This window comes from Pseudomonas sp. KH_046_2, from assembly GCF_057838985.1.
In genome coordinates this window covers 2,634,744-2,652,130 of record NZ_CM174480.1, presented here as the reverse complement: position 1 = coordinate 2,652,130, position 17,387 = coordinate 2,634,744, and the positions used below count along the sequence as shown (strand labels likewise).

Annotated in this window: 13 protein-coding genes and 1 pseudogene; 7 read left to right on the top strand and 7 right to left on the bottom strand. The window is 59.4% G+C overall.

Going from position 1 to position 17,387, the window contains the following annotated elements; genetic code table 11:
- Positions 1-27 precede the first annotated feature (27 nt).
- Positions 28-2,694, bottom strand: a complete 2,667-nt coding sequence (locus AC3IX1_RS12050) for an autotransporter family protein (RefSeq protein WP_489388349.1) — start codon at positions 2,692-2,694, stop codon at positions 28-30.
- Between the two features lie 172 nt (positions 2,695-2,866).
- Here AC3IX1_RS12050 and AC3IX1_RS12045 point away from each other — a divergent pair, with 172 nt between their 5' ends.
- Positions 2,867-3,118 carry a cold-shock protein gene (locus AC3IX1_RS12045; protein ID WP_489388348.1) on the top strand — a complete coding sequence of 84 codons (252 nt, stop codon included), beginning with the start codon at positions 2,867-2,869 and terminating at the stop codon, positions 3,116-3,118.
- A 278-nt stretch (positions 3,119-3,396) separates the two neighbouring features.
- On the opposite strand, the gene AC3IX1_RS12040 is transcribed toward AC3IX1_RS12045, so the two are convergent.
- The 4 genes from AC3IX1_RS12040 to nirB form a co-directional block, all read right to left on the bottom strand.
- Positions 3,397-3,930 carry a DUF3016 domain-containing protein gene (locus AC3IX1_RS12040; protein WP_489388347.1) on the bottom strand — a complete coding sequence of 178 codons (534 nt, stop codon included), beginning with the start codon at positions 3,928-3,930 and terminating at the stop codon, positions 3,397-3,399.
- Positions 3,931-4,007: 77 nt separating this feature from the next.
- Complete coding sequence (locus tag AC3IX1_RS12035; RefSeq protein WP_489388346.1) at positions 4,008-4,448, bottom strand: CBS domain-containing protein; 441 nt, start codon at positions 4,446-4,448, stop codon at positions 4,008-4,010.
- 101 nt (positions 4,449-4,549) lie between these two features.
- Positions 4,550-4,936, bottom strand: a complete 387-nt coding sequence (nirD, locus tag AC3IX1_RS12030) for a nitrite reductase small subunit NirD (protein ID WP_489388345.1) — start codon at positions 4,934-4,936, stop codon at positions 4,550-4,552.
- Positions 4,936-7,497 (bottom strand): nitrite reductase large subunit NirB, encoded by a 2,562-nt coding sequence (gene nirB, locus AC3IX1_RS12025; RefSeq protein WP_489388344.1) that lies wholly within the window; start codon positions 7,495-7,497, stop codon positions 4,936-4,938. Before nirB ends, nirD begins: the two co-directional genes overlap by 1 nt.
- Before the next feature lie 672 nt (positions 7,498-8,169).
- Between nirB and AC3IX1_RS12020 the strand changes: the two genes are divergently transcribed.
- The 5 genes and pseudogenes from AC3IX1_RS12020 (at position 8,170) to AC3IX1_RS12000 (ending at position 15,247) form a co-directional block, all read left to right on the top strand.
- Positions 8,170-11,556 (top strand): Ig-like domain-containing protein, encoded by a 3,387-nt coding sequence (locus AC3IX1_RS12020; protein WP_489388343.1) that lies wholly within the window; start codon positions 8,170-8,172, stop codon positions 11,554-11,556.
- A gap of 338 nt (positions 11,557-11,894) precedes the next feature.
- The gene (locus AC3IX1_RS12015) at positions 11,895-12,455 is read left to right on the top strand and encodes a lipid-binding SYLF domain-containing protein (protein ID WP_150723586.1); all 561 of its coding nucleotides are present in this window, start codon (positions 11,895-11,897) and stop codon (positions 12,453-12,455) included.
- 200 nt (positions 12,456-12,655) lie between these two features.
- A pseudogene (locus tag AC3IX1_RS12010) lies at positions 12,656-12,880 on the top strand (sodium/glutamate symporter); the annotation flags it as partial.
- Between the two features lie 167 nt (positions 12,881-13,047).
- Positions 13,048-13,347, top strand: coding sequence for a hypothetical protein (locus AC3IX1_RS12005; RefSeq protein ID WP_489388342.1), 300 nt, complete (start codon positions 13,048-13,050; stop codon positions 13,345-13,347).
- Between the two features lie 160 nt (positions 13,348-13,507).
- A complete protein-coding gene (locus AC3IX1_RS12000; RefSeq protein WP_489388341.1) occupies positions 13,508-15,247 on the top strand; it encodes a dipeptidase in 1,740 nt (579 codons plus the stop codon).
- 166 nt (positions 15,248-15,413) lie between these two features.
- Here AC3IX1_RS12000 and merR read toward each other — a convergent pair whose 3' ends face one another.
- Positions 15,414-15,812: a mercury resistance transcriptional regulator MerR gene (gene merR / locus AC3IX1_RS11995; protein WP_489388340.1), complete on the bottom strand. Its 399-nt coding sequence runs from the start codon at positions 15,810-15,812 to the stop codon at positions 15,414-15,416.
- A 147-nt stretch (positions 15,813-15,959) separates the two neighbouring features.
- Here merR and AC3IX1_RS11990 point away from each other — a divergent pair, with 147 nt between their 5' ends.
- Entirely contained in the window at positions 15,960-16,184 is a 225-nt protein-coding gene (locus AC3IX1_RS11990; RefSeq protein WP_489388339.1) for a GDCCVxC domain-containing (seleno)protein, read from the top strand.
- Between the two features lie 307 nt (positions 16,185-16,491).
- Here AC3IX1_RS11990 and AC3IX1_RS11985 read toward each other — a convergent pair whose 3' ends face one another.
- Complete coding sequence (locus AC3IX1_RS11985; protein ID WP_489388338.1) at positions 16,492-17,256, bottom strand: tetratricopeptide repeat protein; 765 nt, start codon at positions 17,254-17,256, stop codon at positions 16,492-16,494.
- Between the last annotated feature and the right edge of the window lie 131 nt (positions 17,257-17,387).

Below are 17,387 nucleotides of genomic sequence, written 5' to 3'. Positions count from 1 at the left end.
TTAGGGACCAACAAGCGTTTCCACGACCTACCAACTCATGCGCAGGCCCACGGTGCCCGTCGTACCGCTCAGATCATTGCTGTCCAGATTGAAGCTGTATCCGACGCTGCCATAGACGCTGATATCTGAAGTCAGTCTGGCTGCAATCCCCGCATCGATGTCAGCGGATGAAGACTTGTGTTCGGTCTTGATCCGGTCCACATCATCGTAGGTGACGGTGTCGTAACCGCCAAATGTACGCCAGAGGTTGGCCCTCACATACGGTTCCAGCGGGATGTTGTCGGCCTGGTAACGCCCTTTGAGTCGGGTGCCGAGGCGGCCCGTCCAGTAATCCTGCGAGTCGAAGGACACGTCGGAAATTCCGTCGTTCTGATCATCCAGATCGATCTGCTGGTTGATTAACTGTACCTGGGGCTCTGCAACCCAGTTTTCCGAGACGCGAATGGGATATCCCGCTTCAGCCGACAGGGTCACCGCATCGCCCTTGGTGTCCATTTTTACCCCGCGCTCGGAGCTGTTGTCGCCATCCAGGCGCGACCACATTGCCACGGTGTCCACGTACCAGCCGGTGGGGTCTATCAGGGTCCAGTATGCTCCGAAGTGATCGCCATCGAGCTTCACCCGACCCGAGCGGCGGTCCTGAAAGCCTTCGGCAAAACCATCGACATCCCCTTGCAGATGGGTGTGGCCGACAAACAGCCCGGCGCGCTGCAACTGCCCACCGCTGGTCTGCGAGCCGTACAGGTCATGGCCGATCTGGAAGCCCTGGAGTGAGCCATCGAAGCTTGGCGACACGGTGCCGGTCCAGCTTTTCTGCAGGTTGCTGCCATAGGCCCGGCCCCAGCCAGCGGGAAAACTGCCGGTTTCGGCCAACAGGCTTTGTTCGCCCTGGCGTTCATGGAAGGTGCCCAGTGCTTGCAAAGCCATCAGTTGCGCGGCGGGAACAACTACGGAATACACCGGTACTTCCACGCGATACAGCGGAATCGGGTCTGCCCCTGCGACCGCCGTAGGGATCGGCGGTGTGGTGGCGGCGGGGGTTGGCGACGTCACGGCGGTGAGCTGCGTAGGGGCAGGTTCGGTCGGTTCGGTGGGGACGACAGGGCGTGCGGTCGGTGGTTCGACCGGTGGCTCATCCGGGTCCACCACTGGCGCCGGTTGCTCAATCGGTGGCGGGGCAAGCGGTACGGGCGACGGTGGCGTCACCACGGGCGGTACCGTGGGAGGTGGCACGGCCACCACCGACGATCGCAGGTACCAGTTGTTCTCAGAGCCGGCAGTAACGCCGCCCTTGAACAGGTAGTACTCGTAAGCCCCCGCCGATAGCGAACCTTTCAGGGCAAAGGCGTCGCTGCTGCTGGTGGCACCATTTTGCGCCTGGACCACTTCGATACCGTTCTGCCGGGTCAGCCCGCCAAGTCCGCCCAGGTTGGTAACGCCCAATTGGGTGTTGCCGCTGATGGTGCCCTGGGACACCACCAGTTTGTCGCTGGCGGAACTGTCGTCGCCGAGCACCGTTTGCAGCAGTAATTGCCCACCGTTGCCAACATAGTTGCCGTGGACTGTGAGTGAGTCGGTTGCACTGTTGCTGCCAGTGGTCATGTCGATGGCGCCCGCGTTGTTCAGAGTTGCCAACTGGCCCGCGGTAAAGGGACGCAGGTTGCCTTGGGTCACGGCCAGGGTGCTGCTGCCATCAATCGAAAACACGCCGGTTGCGGTCGCGCTGTCACCGAGGAAAAAATCCCCGGCCAGGTCGAAGCGCGAGTTATTGGTGAGGCTCACGCTTTCCCAGCCGATGTATCGGGACGGGGTGGCCGAGGTGGTGCTGGCGAAGGTCAACTGATCGTTACCCAGACCGCCGTCGATGGACGGTGTCGGCGCCAGCAGGTTTTCATTCAGACCACCCAACAGTGCGGTGTCGTCACCATCACCCATGAGTACCGCTGAGTTGATCTGGCCGCCGTTCGTCCACGTAAACTGGTCATTGCCGACGCTGGTGCGGATTTCACCATTGATCACCCCCCCGGAGACGGTGATGTTGTCATCGCCACCGCTGGTGCTGATGTTGCCGCCAATGGTGCCGCCCGACACGATAATGGTGTCCTTGTCGAACCCTGTGACCAGGTTGCCGTCAATCGCGCCGCCAGACATGTCGAAAATATTGGTGTACAGCTTCATGTCGACGCGGCCGATTCTACCGGCGGTCATTTTCGCGATATCGCCGTCGACAAATGAGTCGACGATTCTGCCACCCGTCATCAGAAAGGTATCGCGCCCCCCACCTTGGGCCAGTGACTGGATCTGCCCACCGGTCATGACGAAATCATCGGTACCGTCATCTTGTATCACCGCGCCATTGATCTGGCCGGCAGATATTTGAAACGAGTCCGCGCCATTACGTTGATCAAGCCTGCCGGTGATGAGGCCGGAGTCCATCACTACTCGGTCAACGCCGTCGCCGAAGATGACATTACCGCCGACGGTACCGGTTCCATTGGCCGGGAACGTCAACGTGTTGTTGCCGTCGGTGTCGGTGAGTGAACCACTGGTGCCGCTGTCACAGGTGTAGGAAGTGTCACCGACCCCGCTCACCAAGTTACATGCTGCCTGTGCTTGTTGTAATGCCAAGCTTAATATTGACAATGCTCCTGCCTGGAGCAACCCGTTTTTCCCTAATCGCACGGCAAGGCTCATAAGACCCCTTTAGTTCTGAAGTTATTATTTATTTTGGGTAAGCTGACTTCGGGGTTATGTTTAGTTCATGGATTTTCAATCCACAAGTTATTGGATGTTTTTTGATGGGTTTGTGAGCTGACTCGCACTTCGGATCGAGGATGTTTTATTCGTCGTTTTCTCTCGCCTGTGAATGGGAGAGTTTGACAACCAGGAGGGTTATGGCATGGCGACAGGCGTAGTGAAATGGTTCGATGATGCGGTAGGTACAGGGCTCATCATCGCTGATGAAGGTGGGCAGGACCTTTTTGCACACTTTAGAAGTATATGTGGTGATGGCTCTGAGACACTATTTAAGGGTCAAAGAGTAGAGTTCGAGATTACGCATGGTCCGAACGGACTACAGGCTGATCTCATTCGGTCACTACAAGCCCCATTGAACTAGCTTCCAATCGAACTGTATGGGTCGATTGCAGCCTTTCACGACAGACAGCAACCGGCCTGATTCCGTCCGAGCAGAATTACACCACGACTCTTATTGGGTAACACAAGGTACTCAGGATCAATAAAGCCAGGCACTTCCTTACTTTGGATTACCCGTTTTACCCCATGAGTACACGGTCAGCGGTATAAAAATTGGTACAAGCTTCATTCCTTCCTACGGCGTCCAGCGGACCTCATACAATCCCTACTTCAGAAGACCGTCATACGCCTGCTCGCAGGTCACTCCCCGGGCTCTGGCTTGGTCAGCAGATGTTGCCCGGCGAATTGTCTGTGGAACCAGTCCGAGAGCATGGCCTTCTCGGAGTAGAGCCTGTCACTTCTGTTGGCACGCCCCGGACGCTGGAGGTAGAGCTGATCGATGACCCTGGCGTCGGCCTGGCTCACGATCTGGCCGTTTTGTTTGAGCACGTAATGTAGATCGATGCTCGGCCAGGTGATGTCTCGCATAAAGCGCACCTCGTAGGCATCAGGCCTCCAGGGTTCATAGCGACCGGCCAGGTCGATGTTGCGTATTTCAATTTGCAGCTGCTGGCCCGGTGGCAGGTACCGCTCGCCAAGCTTCTGGATGTAGCTACGCAGCTCTTTCATGACATAAGGATCGGCACCACGTTCATAGCCCGGACTATCAAGGCTGGCATCGCTGAATTTTTCGGGGTTCTTGAAGACGACTTCGACCGAAGTCGCTGCGGTGGCAAGTGGCACCATAAATAGCGCCAGCACTGCGATCGAGGAGTAAACGGTTATTGAGCGCATGGCTCACCTCCAGGTGCAGCGTTTTTCAATGCGTGCTTTAGTTTACACCTGAGGTGATACCCCCTGCCCCGGTCGATTTAATGCCCGCGAATGTAGTGTTCCAGTTGCCGGATCAACTCGGTCTGCTCGACGATGGCTTCCTTGACCAGATCACCAATCGACAACAGGCCGATCAGTTGGTCGCCCTCCACCACCGGCAGATGGCGCAGATGACTGTCGGTCATGACCGCCATGCAACGCTCGATGCTCTGCTGACTGTCAGCTGTCACGACGGGCGCGCTCATGATGGCCCGGACCGGCGTACCGACCGAGGAGCGCCCCTGTAGAACGACCTTGCGCGCATAGTCGCGTTCGCTGATAACGCCGACCACCTGCCCCTCCTCCATGACGGGCAGGGCACCGACATTTTTTTCCGCCATCATCTTCAACGCTTCAAGCACCGTCTGGTCTGGCGTGATGCTATGCACCCGTCGGTTCTGCACGGCCTTGAGTTTCAGCAGTTGTGCGGCTGTTTTCATATAAGCCTCCGATACTGTTTGTCATTGATCATCGACTCCGCCGGAGCCAAGCATGATTCATTGATTGAATGAGCGCTCAGACCCCGGCGAAATTCAGGTGGTCAGGCCACCGCGACCTCCACCTGGCCTGCGTTCAGGCGCACCGGCCAGACCCGCAGGCGCTGCTGCGGATACTCCAGGCAACTGCCGTCCTCAAGGCGGAAATGCTGTTTGTAGAGTGGCGAGGCAATCACCAGGTCGCCCTTGATGCTGCCGATCAGCCCGCGACCGATGACATTCGCCCCCGATTGCGGGTCATGATTATCGACGGCATAGAGGGTCTTGCCCTCGGCAGCCGGCAGGTAGAACAGCGCCACTTGTGCACCGTCGAGCCAGACGACGACGCCGGAGTTACTCACCAGATCCTCCTGGCTGCACACCGCTTGCCAGGCATCGGAATTGACCAGGGATGAACTGGAATAGACTCGCTGGGTATCGGACTGGCTCATCAGGCAATCTCCTCGATGACAGGGATAAGGTGGAGCTCAGAGGCCATGATCGGCCGGCGCTGACCGCGCTCCTGGACAAAGTGGATGTCCGGGTCCGGGCGTTGATCGTTGACGAAGGTGCGGAAGCGCTTGAGTTTTTCCGGGTCTTTCAGGGCGTTGGCCCATTCGCATTCGTAGCGGTTGACCACCAGTTGCATCTGCGATTCGAGCTCAAAGCCAAGCCCCAGGCTGTCGTTGATGACCACGTCCTTGAGGTAATCCAGGCCGCCCTCCAGGCTTTCACGCCAGACCGAGGTGCGCTGCAACTTGTCGGCGGTGCGGATGTAGAACATCAGGAAACGGTCGATGTAACGAATCAGGGTGGCGTCATCGAGGTCGGTGGCGAACAACTCGGCGTGGCGCGGGCGCATGCCGCCGTTACCGGCCACGTAGAGGTTCCAGCCTTTCTCGGTGGCGATCACGCCCACGTCCTTGCTCTGCGCCTCGGCGCACTCACGGGTGCAACCGGAGACCGCGAACTTGAGCTTGTGCGGCGAACGCAGCCCCTTGTAGCGATCCTCGAGGGTCAGGGCCATTTTCACGCTGTCCTGCACGCCATAACGGCACCAGGTGCTGCCAACGCAAGACTTCACCGTGCGGGTCGATTTGCCGTAGGCGTGCCCCGTTTCGAAACCGGCCTCGATCAACTCGGACCAGATGTCCGGCAATTGATGCAACTGGGCGCCGAACAGGTCGATGCGCTGCCCGCCGGTGATTTTGGTGTAGAGGTCATATTTCTTCGCCACCACGCCAATCGCGATCAGCTTGTCCGCCGTGATCTCCCCCCCGGCGATGCGTGGCACCACCGAATAGGTGCCGTTTTTCTGCATGTTGGCCATGAAGGTGTCGTTGGTGTCCTGCAACGGCACCAGCGACGTGTCCATGATCGGCTGGTTCCAGCACGAGGCGAGGATCGAGCCCACCGCCGGTTTGCAGACGTCGCAACCGGTGTGGCCACGGCCATGTTTGGCCAACAGTTCGTCGAAGGTGATCACGCCCTCTACCCGTACCAGCGCATAAAGCTCCTGACGGGTGTAGGCGAAGTGTTCGCACAGGCTCTTGTCGACACTGACGCCACGGGCAATCAGTTCATGCTCGAACACTTGCTTGAGCAGGCCTGCGCAACCGCCGCAGCCAGTGCAGGCCTTGGTCTGCGACTTGAGCTGGCCCAGGTCGGTGCAGCCGCCGTCGATGGCCGAACAAATGGAGCCCTTGGTGACGTTATGACAGGAACACACCGTGGCCGACTCCGGCAGAGCACCCGGCCCCAGGGTCGGCGCGCCTTCGGTGGACGGCAGAATCAGGCTGGCTGGTTCCGACGGCAAGGCGATGCCGTTTTGCATGTATTGCAGCAAGGTGTCGTAGTAGCTGTTGTCACCGACCAGCACTGCACCAATTACGTGTTTGCCACTGGCATCCACCACCAGGCGGCGATAGCTGGCGCTGGTTTCGTCGATGAATTGATAGCTGCGCGCGCCCGGGGTGTTGCCGTGGGCGTCGCCGATGGAACCGACATCCACCCCCAGCAGCTTGAGCTTGGTCGACATGTCGGCACCGGTGAACGGCTCGGCGACTTCGTTGCACAGACGGGCCGCGACGCTGCGCGCCATCTGGTAGCCCGGCGCGACCAGGCCGAACAGGCTGCCGTTCCATGAAGCGCATTCACCGATGGCGTAGATGTTCGGGTCGCAAGTCAGGCACGTGTCGTCGATCACCACGCCACCGCGCGGACCGATCTCCAGCGCGCATTGACGAGCCAGCGCGTCTTGAGCGCGGATACCGGCGGAAAACACGATCAGTTCGGTTTCAAGGAATTCGTCATTGGCGAAATTCATGCGATAGCGGTACTGCTCGCCCGCGCTGATCGATTGAGTGGCGCGGGACAGGTGTACACCGACGCCCAATCGTTCGATCTGCGCCTTGAGCGCCTGGCCACCGAGGTCATCCAGTTGTACCGGCATCAAGCGCGGCGCGAATTCCACCACGTGGGCTTCAAGGCCCAGGCTCTTCAACGCGTTCGCGGCTTCCAGACCCAGCAAGCCACCGCCAACCACCACGCCGCGCCGGGCATTGGCCGCCGCAGCCCGAATGGCATCGAGGTCTTCCAGGGTGCGATAGACCAGACGCGACTCACCTTCGGCGCCTTCGATTGGCGGAACAAACGGATAAGACCCGGTGGCCAGAACCAACTTGTCATACGTGACGCAACCTTGCGAGGTGACCACCTGGCGACGGACGCGGTCGATTTCCAATACCGGCACACCCAGATGCAGCGTAACGCCGGGGGTCTGGTAAAGCGACGCATCGGACAGCGCCAGCGACTCGGCATCACGACCTGCGAAGTACTCGGAAAGATGCACACGGTCATAGGCACGCATCGGCTCCTCACTGAAGACGTGCAGCCGGTATTGGTCAAGCGCCCCCCGCTCGATCAGCTGTTCGACACAATGATGTCCGACCATGCCATTACCGATCACGATCAGCGTTTGCATCTTGTTCAACGTGGCAACATTGGAATTCATAGAAAGCACCCAGCCCGAGCCAATCACGGTTTTAAAAGCAAAAAAAAACGCCTGAAACCTTTCGGTTCCAGGCGTCTTTGCCTGTTCTTTTGCGGTGTTGAAACCAGGCATCTATGCCTGATCCACCGATGCTGCCCACGACCTGTTCGGCCAATCGATCGTCGTTGACCGAGGGGGCTGTCCACACGAATGCTCTCCAGGTGGACCTGATGACAGCCTTGCAGCCTTTGTGCCAGTCAGCCACATAGAGACTTCAACTATCTGAAAACACTGGATTTTTAGCTATATTGATTGTCATGGCGACTGCTGTCGAAGCAAGTTTCGGCAAGTGTGAGCCGACTTTTGGCGCTTCCGACTGGTGCACGTTGTTACGCATGGCGCTTTATAAAAGTGCATGTACAGTTCGATCGCACTACTTTCTCCATAAATGGGGCACTACACCCACTCAACGGGGCATTTACCACCTGATTTGAGGAATACCCCCCACTTCCCCCCTACTCTCCTGTGTAATATTTAGAAACAAATCGCTAATTAATTTGAACTTTTTCTTCCCTCCAGGGTAGTGGCTCATTAGTTGCACGCCCCCCCCTTGTACCCGCAACAGCTGTAGTCCCGGACATCATGGGGGACGGCGGGGATCGCCAAATTCGGCGTGACGCGAGGGGTGAAAAAATGAAACGCACGACACTACCATGCAGCTCCCTCGCCTTGCTGCGCAGGTCACTGCCCTATGCGATGCTTCTTACCCTGACCACTGTCAACGCCGTACCGCTGGATGATTTCGGCCCGCCACCACCGACGGACCCCTCGGCGTTTAGCAACCCGCCGGCGGACCTCGATGCCGCGGCGGCTGCCATACGGGCCATGCCACCCGTCAACCAGGGCGCCATCGCCCTGCCCAATGGCGTTTTTGGCACCCGCACCACGCCAACGGTTGATAACGTGCTGCCTCCAGCCCTGCAGACATCATTCAAAATTCCCACCAACGGCAAGCCCAGCCCGTTGTTCGGGGCCCAGCCGTACACTCAGCAACTACTGCTGCTCGAAGAATTCGGCACGGAAAAACTCGACCCGACACTGCCGGCACCGCCCCTGACCTTCCCGGTTCCGCTCGTCGGCCCGGCGCCCACGCAGGACCCGAACAACATCGCCCGCAGCGGCCCTTCGCCCACGGCGCTGGTGGCCTTCATGCGCCAACCGGGGCTGTACCCGTTTCCGTCGCAATTTTCCAACGTGCTGGACCGCAACCCGTGGAAAGCGCAGATCGAAGCCTTCCTCAACCGCCATCCGGTCGGCTCGCCGGCCGAAGGTCGTCCGCCAGGAAAAGGCTGGTCGCACCAGCGCTGGAACGAGTTCTTCCCGCAGGTCGCCTTCAAGACCGTGCAAGCGGGCGCCCAGCTCAACAGCGGCATGCGCGACCGCCGACAGTTGCACAACTACGCCGTCGGTGAGTTCGGGCCTGGCGGGCTCTACAACCAGACCTCGAACACCCCGGTCATTGCGGGCACCACCAAAGGCATAAATGTTCGTTTTCACCCCAACATGCCGATTCAGAACCACAAGGCGCTCTGGACCTTCGACGGCACCTTTCCGCCAAAACTGTTGATGGTGCGTTACGGTCAAGCCGCGCTGATGCGCCACTACAACGCCCTGCCGATCGATCCGTCGGCCAATATGGGGTTTGGCCTGCACACCCTCACCACCCACGAACACAACGGCCACTCCCCGGCCGAAAGCGATGGCTTTTCCGGTGCGTTTTTCTTTCCGGGGCAGTACTACGACTATCGCTGGCCGATCCAGTTGGCCGGTTACGACACCATCAACACCAGCGCTCAGGATCCGCGCGCGGCGTTCCCCTGCGCCCCGGGCGAAACCCTGTTCGTCAACGATGCCACTCCGGGCCTGAAGACGTGCGACAACGGCAGCATCAAGATCCGTGGCGACTGGCGCGAAACCATGAGCACCCACTGGTTCCACGACCACATGGTCGATTTCACCGCGCAGAACGTCTACAAGGGCAACGCGGTGATGATGAATTACTACAGCGCCCTGGATCGCGGTAACGAAGCGCTTGTAGACGGCGTCAACCTGCGCCTGCCCAGCGGTTCGGCACTACCCTGGGGCAACCGTGACTACGATGTGAACCTGATGATTGCCGACAAGGCCTGGGACGCCACTGGCCAGCTGTGGTTCAACCCGTTCAACACCGACGGCTTTCTCGGCGATCAGGTCCTGGTCAACTGGCAGTACCAGCCGCGCCTGAATGTGCGGGCGCGCAGCTATCGCTTCCGCATCCTCAATGGCTCGGTGTCGCGCTACTTCAGGTTCGCGCTGGTGCGTGAAGTCGCCGGTACCGGCGGCGAATTCCCCGGCCCGGCCGGTTCCGGCCTGTCCTATACCCGCGTGCCGTTCCACTTGATCGCCAACGACGGCAACCTTATGGAACATGCTGTGCCGTTCGATGGCAGCATGGACCTGGAAGGTAACGGTGACATGCAGAACCACAACGCCATCCTGCCCACCATGGGCATTGCCGAGCGTTACGACATCATCGTCAACTTCGCGAAAAACGGGGTCAACATCGGCGACAAGCTGTACTTCGTCAACCTGATGGAGCACCACGACGGCAAGGGGCCGGAGGCTACAGTGCTGAGCCTGGCCGATGTCCTTTCCGGCAAGTACAAGGCGGTGCTCAAACTGGGCAGCAAAGGGCTGGAATGGGACGCCGGCGACCCGGCGGTGGGCAAGTTCATGCAGATGGTGGTCCAGCCTTATGCTGGCCAGGACGTGAGCATGAACCCCGCCGACTACGAACCCGCCAAACCGGGTAAACCGGCCGGCAAGACCATGATCCCGCTGACCATCAACCGCGACGACCCAGCGATGCAGGCCAAGCTCAAGGTGGCGCGGCATCGCGAGTTCATCTTCGGCCGCTCCGACGGTACCGACGAAGCACCCTGGACGATCAAGACCGACGGCGGTTTAGGCTTCCAGATGGACCCTCGAATCATCAGCGCCGCTCCGCAACTGGCCAACGGCCCGACCCCTGCCGGGTTCTCCGGCGACGGCACCCTTGAGGTGTGGAAAATCAAGAGCGGCGGCAACGGCTGGAACCACCCGGTGCACGTGCACTTCGAAGAGGGGATCGTCCTCCACCGCGATGGCAACCCACCGCCGGAATGGGAAAAATGGGCGCGCAAGGACGTCTATCGCATCGGCGATGGCATCGACAGCTCGGTGGATGTGGAAATGGCGATCCGCTTCCGGGAATTCGCCGGGACCTACATGGAGCATTGCCACAACACCCAGCACGAGGACACGTCCATGCTGCTGCGCTGGGATATCGAGCATCCGGGCCAGTTCCAGTTGATGCCAGCGCCCCTGCCCGGCTGGGACGGCGTCACCTACGTCAACTCCGCCGCGCTGCCGACCTTCCGCACTGGCGATACTCGTGACAATAACGACGGCGATAACCAAAAACCGATCGCCAACCCTGACAGCGCCATCAGTAACACCGGCCAACCGGTGACCATCAACGTGCTGGCCAACGACACCGACCCTGACGCTAACGTGCCACTCAAAGTGGTGGGGCTGGAGCAACCGGACTCCGGCAAGGGCGTGGTCAGCACCGATGGTACGCGTGTGACCTACACACCACCGGCCACGGTCCCCGCGCCGTTCACCGCGACCTTTACTTATAGGGCCGCCGATGCCAAGGGCGCGGAGTCGGAACCGGCGACGGTGTCCGTGGCGGTCTCGGCAACGATCAACGAGAGCCTGATCGTCACCAGCGCTACCGTCACCGCCCGCCTCAACAGCCGCTGGTATTGGGTCTTGTCCGGCACCACCTCCCGTGGCACGGGCAATACCATCACGGCGACTGCCACCACCGCAACCGGTACGGTGAACCTTGGCGCCGCTGTCCTGACGCTTACGCCGACCGGCGCGCGCTGGAACATAGCGGTGACGACAGTCGGCACTGGTCCGTCGCCTAACCCGACGGCAACCATCAAATCGGCCTTCGGCAAAACCGTGACGGTGCCGATAAAGGCGAACTGAGTACAACCAGGCTTTAGCAAGAGGGCTTCATTGAGGCCCTCTTGCTACAAGCCCCCCCACTTCAGCCCAGCCCCTGGATAAACCCCGTGCAACGGAAAACCATCGGCCAGAAGCAGAACTGACATCGAACCCGGCCATTACGCAACGGTCATAACAGCTGATGGCAGCGCAAATGATCCGTGGCCTCCGGCCAAGGTTGCAAACCAACTTCATTCACGAGCGATGCCTGCAATTCACATATTTCAGGGTGCGCCGGATAACCTCAGCGGGTTCGGTTCCTGCGTGACGCGGGCACTTGCCGCTGCGCTCATCCCCAACTCACTCAGCGGAGTACGCAAATGACTCAATCAATGCGGTTCTTCCTGTCGTTCTTCCTCGCGATTGCAACATTGGCATCAGCCGGTTTCCTGAACAATGCCGCAGCGGCCACCGCCGAGGATCTGAATGCCGACGCTCGACAAGCATTGCAGACGCTCTACAAGACCAATCCGTTCTCCGAAACCATCTCGCACCAGGCCAAGGCGGTGCTGGTTTTCCCGAACATCATCAAGGCGGGACTTGTGTTCGGCGGCAGCTATGGCGAAGGCGTTCTAATGAAGGGCACGAAAGTCGAGAACTACTACAACTCTGTCAGCGGTTCATGGGGGCTGCAGGCCGGCGCCCAGTCGTATGGCTATGTGGTTTTCCTGATGACCGATAAAGCCGTGGACTATGTAGCCAAAACCAAGGGCTGGGAAATCGGTGTAGGGCCAACAGTTGTGTTTGTGGATGAAGGGGTTGCGAAGAACCTGTCCAGCTCGACGCTGAAAGACGACGCCTACGCATTCATCTTCGACCAGCAAGGATTAATGGCGGGGGTCAGTATCGAGGGAACGAAGATTTCTCTGATCAAGCGCTAAAGTCAGCGTCTGACTGGCCATCGGGAGCGTGATGACGGCCTGTGCCAACCGGGATGGGTTTTCCCGTTTAGGCTAGGCTGTCCTCACTCCTGGCGCACAGACGCAACCTGATGATTGGGAAGCCATCTGGACGAGCAAGGCTGTTTCGACCGTTCATTGATACAGGTCTAAACATTGAATGAGCGAATCCTGATAATAATTTTGTGGTCTTCCGCTTTATGGGGCGCAATTACGAAGCCAGCGTGATCGCTTCCGGATTCGGCGGGATTGCCCTCGGCTCCACGGCGACGGCCATCGTCAACATGTCGACCGTGACGCAAAAGTACGGTGCGGCGCACCAGGCCTTCCTGATCGTGCCGCTGGTGTGCGGCTTTTTCATTGACCTGGTCAATGCCGTGATCATCAGCATGTTCAGTGGTCTGTAGCGACCTCAACTCGACTCTCGGACGGCCAGACACACCGAACTCAGGAAAGCGGACGAAAGGAGCAGCAGGATCGATGCCGCAAGGATAGGCTCAGAGAAAGAGTGTGCCCCGGCCCTGATCCGGCCAGGTACGGTCTCAAATGCGCCTCTTGCTACAGGGGAACCGGGATGACGGGACACACTGCGCGCCCATGGTCGTCATGGATCCTGCTATCCCTGCTCGCCGTCAATCTGGCGCTGATCGCCGGCTGTTCAGGCAACGCCAGCACCGCTCGCTATTCAGCCGCCAGCACCGGCTCGGCCTGCTATGCAAAAGCGCTCCCCACCGTCGGCGAAGGCGGCCTCGCCTGGGGCGACACCCTGGACATGGCTCGGCAAAAATCCCTGAGTAATTGCATACGTTATGCCGGCCGATCCGGTGGCACGCCGAATACCTGCAAAGTAGTGATGGCAGAATGTAAGCATTGATAGAGCGGTTTTTCATTTCTGCGCCGCTTTTGCATTTCTGTGCGACAGATCCCACTTCAGGGGCTCCCGTTTCACACGCTCGCGGTGTTAGTTTTGAAAAGTTTCTGATCGACCGATCAGATATTTCTTACAAACCGCCTGCAAAGGAATGCCCCCAGCAATGGATTTTTCCCTCAAGCACCTGGCTGCGACCACCCTGATGCTCGCCAGCCTTTCGTCGTTCACTACCGCTGCCCACGCCAACATCACCCCGCAACAGAACGCGATCATCCTCAAGACCTTCAGTGATGCATCGGTCAAGGATTTCAGGCAGTTTCTGGGAAGCCTGGCCAAGAGCGATATCGCCAAGACCGACGACCTCGGCCCTGCCATCAGCGCGTTCCTCGACAACAAAACGCTTACCGCTGAGCAGCAAAACGAAATCCATCGTTTGCTTGGCCTCTATGCCCGGGTGAAATACGGCAGCGCGGCCACCGAAACCCTGAAGGAATTGGTGGCCATTCCGACCGTGCGCGTGGAAGGTGTTGAACAGCACGACAATCCCGAATTCATCAAGATTGCCGAGAAGATCAAGGGCCTGGCCCAGGCATTCAACCTGAACTTTCGCAACATCGACAACCGCGTCTACGAGATCTCCCTGGAAGGCAGCGGCGACGAAGTCGTGGGCATTCACGCCCATGCCGATGTGGTGCCGGTGACGCCGGAAAACTGGGTGCTGCAGGACGGCACTCGCCTCGACCCGTTCAAGGTCACCCTGATCGGCGATCGCATGTATGGCCGCGGCACCGAGGATGACAAGAACGGCATCGTGGTGGCGCTCTACGCCATGAAGATCATCAAGGAAGAGAAACTGCCGCTGGCCCGCAACTTCAAGCTGCTGGTCGACACCACCGAAGAGACCACCGGCGACGCCATCCCCTACTACTTCGAACGCAACCCGACGCCCAACTACAACCTGGCGCTGGATGGTGGCTACCCGGTGGTGATTGCCGAGAAAGGCTACGGCACGGTCATGGCCAGCTTCGCCAAGCGCGCCGCGCAAGGCAAGGGCGCAGAAATCACCTCGATGACCGGCGGCCTGGCCACCAACCAGATCCCGTCGACATCGGTCGCGACCCTGGTGACCGACAAACCCGCCGAACTGGCCGCCAGCCTGCAGAAGGCCGGCACCGAGTATGCCAAGCGCAACGGCGGCAACTTCGAGGTCGCCGCCAAGGTCGACGGCAAGGACGTCAAACTGACGGTCACCGGCGTGTCCGCCCACTCCTCCGAGCCCGAGTCCGGCGTCAACCCGGTGGCCAGGATGCTCGACTTCATCAATGGCCTCGACGGCAAGGTCGCGCTCAAGCACAACCAGATCACGGACGCCGCCCGCTACGCCGCCGACAACTGGGGGCTGGATTACCTGGGTGGCAAGTTGGGGGTCGGTTTTGCCGATGAGTTCATGGGCCCGCTGACCACCTCCCTGACCTATGTCGGGATGGACGACAAAGCCTTCAAGCTCGCGGTCAACCTGCGCGTGCCGAAGGGCAAGACGCCGCAAGTGCTCAAGTCCGAAATCGCCGCAAAGCTGGACGCCTGGAGCAAGAAGACCCAGATCTCACCGACCTTCGACCTGTCGATTGCCGAACCGATGTACCGCAACCCCGAGGGTGAATGGGTCAAGGCCCTGCTCGCGGTGGCCAGCGAAAACCTCGGCATGGAACACAAGTTCGGCACCTCCGCCGGCGCCACCTCCGTGCATGAACTGCCCAACGGCGTGCAATTCGGCCTGGCCATGCCGAACGTCAAATACACCGGTCACAACGACAACGAGTTCAAGACCACCGAGCAGTTCCTGCTGGACTTGCAGATCGTCACCGAAATGATGGGCCGCATCGGGCAATTGCCGAAGCTTTGATCCCCCTTCGGACCCGCCGCCCTGGCGGGTCCATTCCTTTCACTTCCACTCTCAAATCACATGCCGGCCCTTGCAGGAGCGAGCCTGCTCGCGAAAAACCAGAGGCTTGGCGCCTGTGCAAGCCATGCCAATGCCGCTGCCCCCTTGATGATTCAGGAGCAAGGCATCACTCCCTGTTCAGCACATCGATGATAGGGCAAGCGGCCCCGCCGTCGCCTGCATCGCACTCCTGCACCAGTGCGCCCAGTATCTGCCGCAGTGCGGCAAGGTCTGCCATCTTTTTCTCGATCAGGGCCAGCTTGCGCACGGCCAGTGCCCGAGTCTCGCGACAAGTGCAGGCCGCATCGAGTGTCAGCAGTGTGCCCACCTCATCCAGCGTGAACCCCAGCGCCTGCGCCCTCTTGATGAAGCGCAGCCGTTTGACCTGCGCCGGTAGATAGCATCGATAACCGCTGAGCGGCTTTGGCGGTTCATCCAGCAAGCCGCGTCGCTGGTAATAGCGAATAGTCTCGATGTTCACCCCGGCAGCTTCCGCCAACTTGCCGATACTCAGCCCTGTCGCCATCACACGCCCCTTGATTCTGTACTCAGGTACGGAGTGTAAAGTGACCCTAGGTTAGATCAGTTCAATGGAGAAAACGATGGCTCGGGCACCAGTGGAAACCGACGACGAAGGCAGGTTATCCCTCCACCGTTCACAAGTGAGGCAACCATGAGCGCCGTCATCCTCGAATCCGTGTTGACCTGCCCGCATTGCGGTTTCGCCAAGCAGGAAGCCATGCCCACAGATGCCTGTCAGTTTTTCTACGAATGTGGCAGTTGCAAAACCCTGCTACGCCCGACCCCCGGTGACTGCTGTGTGTTCTGTTCGTTTGGCACGGTGAAGTGCCCGCCGATTCAGGAGCAGCGCGGATGCTGTGGTACGGGCTTGACCTGAGTTTATTCGGTTTATCAGACGCCCCTGACGCGCCTCAAACCGTGGTTATGGGAGGTCAGTGTCATGTGGAATCACTCTCTGGTGCTCGTGGTGATCTACCTGACTATCACCCTCAGCATCGGCTGGTTGTATACCATTGCGCTCCTGTATTGGCTTTGATCCAATTGGTGACGATCGATCAGTGCGCATTTGGTACCGTTTTCGGCAGGTAGCTTTGTCCCGATCACAGTCGTTGGGCAATGGCTGCAATGGGTTGTGCAGCCATTCGCGACGATCAGCCCCCAGCCAGAAGTGGTCACTCAGAAACTCAACCGCGCACCAGGTAGGCTCCTGACGGAACCCGATATCGTAGCTTCTTGCATTTGCCGGGTGCAGGCTGATGCCCCGGCGGACGATCAGGAAACCAGATTCGGCATTTACCCGGAGGCGGCATATGGCCGTGGGGAATCTCAACCTCAGCGTACGCCCGCTCTGGCTCGACATTAGTCATTTGTAATTTTCCTTCGGGCCCGACTCTTCCAGCCGTCGGCGCATCCGCAACCCGATCTGTCTCTGCGCTAGCGTAGTTGCCAACGTCACGCCCGGTGACCGGAGTGGATTGCTCAACAACCGCCATTTCTGCTTCGCGGCGCCTTTGGGTCTCTTCCTCCAGCCCCTTCTGTACTGCGACCAGGTCCTCTTTGGCATTGGGTGGGGTACCCGAAGCCTGGGCCTGCTGCGCCGCCTGGATCAATTGGAAGTTGCGGTTGCGCAACTCGACGTTGCGACCAACCCGCATGTTCGAGCGCGCCGCCAGGGTTTCAGCCTGCTGGTACTGCCCCTGCTGAAGACGCAACACACCGAGGTAATGCAGCGTCGCGGGATTGTTCGGCTGGATATGCAGGGCACGCTCCAGCGTGGCAGCGGCTTGGTCCAACTGGCCATTTTCATACTGCCGCGAGGCGGTTTCGATCAGGGTGGTTGATGCACTGTTACTTTGCGAGGGCGCTCTTCGCTCGGCAGCAACCGACCAAAACGACGCGACGGCGCAGAACACCAGGATGAGTCCCGACAGAAAACTCTTGGTTGGCATCAGGGGGGTGAACTCGACTGATCTCGGACGGCACTGAAGTAAAACAGGCCAAAGCGCTGCTCGGCATCTGCGATACGGGGCCCCAATTGACCAGGCCAGTACCCTGAAGTTCCCGCTGCAAAGGCTACTGT